Below are 3,565 nucleotides of genomic sequence, written 5' to 3'. Positions count from 1 at the left end.
GATTTCACTGAAGGTGGTTCTGAGGGTTTCATGGCGAGCGATGATTTGGTTAAGACTTTTTTGTAGGGCTACATAGTCTAGTTTTCCTACTAGATTTAGGGTTAATGGCATATTGTAGGCGTTGCTACTCAAGGCCATTTTGTCTATAAACCATAGCCTTTGTTGTGCAAAGGATAACGGTATCGTTTGTTCCCTAGAAATCGGTTGAATCGAACTACCTGCATCAGATTGCGTATTTTTATGAGCTTTCCTCAGCAACTTGAGGATATCTGCTTTGCGCTCAACTAGACTCTGTTTCAGCTCTGGTGTTATTACTTCCTTCGGAGAACGATAACGGAGTTGCTCTCCATCTATCCAAAGTTTTACACCTAAATTTTGCAGGTAAGAGACAAACTCAACTGTTTTCATAATGCTTCCTCCTCATAGTCTTCATCTGTTTCATAAATAAATGTGTTTTCCTTTTGAGCTAGCTGACGCAGCACTTCAAGATTTTTGGTGATACCAGCAACAGTGGGATACTCAAATAAATCTTGTAAAGTAAGTTCCTTCCCAAAAGCCTGACGCAAGCGAGAAATCACCTGAGTAGCCAAAAGTGAATTCCCCCCCAACTCAAAGAAATTATCATAGATACCCACCTGGGATACCTCTAACAAATCCTGCCAGATTTGAGCAATTTGCTGCTCCGTCTCATTCCTAGGTTTCACCCTTTTTTGAGTTGAACGACCCAAATTACTCTCTCGAAGTAAACCTATGTCAATTTCCCCAGTCTCAGTCAAAGGCATTTCAGCCAACTCCACCACAGCACAACTACTAGGTTTACCTACCGCATCCTGTAGCTGACTCTCCAGAACACTCACATTGGGTTTACCTTTACCATTAGTAGTAAAGTAAGCTGTTAATTGTTGCAGATTATCCGAAGTAGAAGTCAACTTTCTGATATTAAGATTACTACCATCCAAACCCACCATTAAGTAGGGTTGGTCATGGCATAAACCAGCTAACAGTGAAGACATACCTTGAGATAATCCCACTGCTAGATAACCCTTAGCTTGAGTTAACTGCTTCATCTGATAACCCCGACTCATCCCCATTTCATCCCACATACTCCAAGCTAAACAATAGCTCTGTAACTGACTGTGAACGCGTTGATAGTCAGAAAAAGCATCCAAGAAACTATTAGCTCCTGCATACGCTCCCACCGTTGTGCCACCAAAGAAACCATTAATAGAGGAAAAATTGATAAACAAACTCTTTGGTTGTTTTTCTACCAATTGATGTAATACCAAAGTTCCTATCAGTTTAGGACGTAACACCTCAGCTAAACTTTCTGGTGTTTCCTCCCTCAGAAAACGCTCTTGCATCAACCCTGCTAGATGAATCACCCCATCCAGTTGTTGAACCTGCCATCCAGACAAGGTTTGCTGTACTACCTCCTGGACTGCTTTTTGATGGCCAATATCTACCCCTTGGTAAATCACCTCACCACCTAATTGTTGTAATTGTTGGTAAGCTTTGATTTTCTCTGCTAGCTTACCCCCTTGCTGTAAAGAAGTTTCCCAACTGTTGCTATCTGGTAGGGGTGTACGACCTAACAGCAATAGTTTAGCCTGATAATGTTCCAGGAGATACTTAGCAATTTCAACAGCAATTCCTCCTAAACCACCACTAATAAGGTAAGTGCCTCCAGCTTTGAATGGTAATGGTTGTTTGGGTTTTGAAGGTAAGTCAACTTTATCCAGACCTGATACCCAACGCTCTCCATCTCGATAAGCCACTTCTGAATCTTTGGCATCAATAGTTAATTCCTCAAGTATCCGATTGCTATTGACTTCTAATGATTCTTGTTGTATGTCTAGATGCCGACAATGCCAGTGAGGGATTTCCATCGGGATAGTTTTCAACAAACCTGGTACTGTTGCTTTTTGATAGGCAATGAGTTCCTTGGGTTCAAGAGACTGACTCTGACTGGCAACATACAGTAGTCGCACTGGATAATCTGGGCTCTGATTACCGAAGGTTTGTAGGATAAATAAAAGGCTATAAATTCCGGTTTTTTGTGCTGTTTCTAGAGTTTCTGTGTCAGTAATTTTTCCAGGATATTTATCATAATGCCACAGGTGAATAATTGCTCCGATTTTTATATTTTCTGCTCCTAGACATTGGTACAGTTGTTGATAGTTATCTTTAATATCTGGAGCAATTATATAGTGATTGTTATTGATTTTATCGAAGGTTTCTCCTAGTTCTATTTGCACATAATCTTGAGAATTGCTTTCTAACTTTTGGCAGACTTGTTGACCTAATCCTAACTTATCTATAAATACTAAAACTACTCCCAATTGGGGGAATTTGTGTGGCGGATATTTTCCTTGTTTGCGTTGCCAGGTTTTTTGATAGAACCAGTCAGGAATTGTGTTGTTATTTTCGGTAATTAAATCTACCCGTTTTAAGACTTCCTGGAATTCTCCTGTGGCAAATCTTTGACTAAGCTGAGTTCGTTGAATCTTACCGATGGAAGTTTTGGGAATTAAGTCTTTGTCTAGGGGAATTAAATAATCTGGGTTAATTCCCATTCGGCTTACTACTTGTTCTCTAATGTTTTTCAATAAAGCTAACAACTCTGTATCTTCGTTTTTATCACTATTGAAAAATATCCCTAATTTATCGGTATTTCCATTAATTTCTCTCACCGCACAAGCTGCAGTGTAAGAAACTTCTATTTCTGGTAATTCTTCTACCACTGATTCGATTTCATGGCTATAGTAGTTTAACCCGTTAATAATAATTACATCTTTTTGTCTTCCAGTAATTGTTAAACACCCGTTTTTAATAAAGCCTAAATCTCCTGTTTTAAACCAACCATCTGCTGTAAAATATTCTTGATTAGCCGTGGAATTTTGATAGTAACCGGAGGTAATTGACGCGCCTTTAACTTGCACCAGCCCAATAGTTTCTTCTGAGACTATATGGTTTTGATGATCGACTATTCTGATGGCAAATCCAGGAATGGGAGACCCTACTTCTACAAATTTATGACCATCATCTGTTGAGTCTAACCAGAAGTTATTCGAGAAGGTTACTGCTGAGGAAGTTTCAGACATTCCCCAAGCAGGGTGCATAGCTTGAGGTGGAAGATGGTATCTAGCCAATAATTCCAAGAATTTTCTGGCAGTTTTGGCGACTATCGCTTCCCCTGCATTGAGGATAAATTTTAGAGAGGATAAATCCCATTGATAATTTTCACTACCTATTTTGTCTAGTTGTTCAAGCTGGTCAATAATTAATCCGTAAGCAAAGTTAGGTGCCCAAGTAATTGTTGTCCGATACTGAGACATCAAATTTAACCACCGCGTCGGTGCTTGCAATATCTCCTGTGTTGGTACATGAATTTGCTGACATCCCAAATACACATCCCTGATATGAAACATTACAATTCCACCTACATGGTCTAGAGGAAACCAATTCAAGGAAATTTCTTCACAACTAAAATCGTTAATCTGTGCTGTTGCTGCACTACGACTTAATAAACTCCTATGACTCTGCATCACTGCCTTCGGTATCCCTG

At 39.6% G+C, this 3,565-nt stretch carries 2 protein-coding genes; both read right to left on the bottom strand.

Features of this window, described 5'->3' with window-relative positions; translation table 11 throughout:
• Positions 1–408, bottom strand: a 408-nt coding sequence (locus F6K52_RS34025) for a condensation domain-containing protein (RefSeq protein WP_293089263.1), incomplete at its 3' end; no start/stop codon positions are given.
• The coding region (locus F6K52_RS34020) for an SDR family NAD(P)-dependent oxidoreductase (RefSeq protein WP_293089259.1) at positions 405–3,565 on the bottom strand (3,161 nt) is incomplete at its 5' end. The genes F6K52_RS34020 and F6K52_RS34025, both read right to left, overlap by 4 nt.

Source organism: Moorena sp. SIO3H5 (assembly GCF_010692395.1).
Classification (GTDB): Bacteria; Cyanobacteriota; Cyanobacteriia; order Cyanobacteriales; family Coleofasciculaceae; genus Moorena.
Note: the sequence above shows the minus strand (reverse complement) of the source record. Positions and strands in the feature narration are given on the sequence as shown.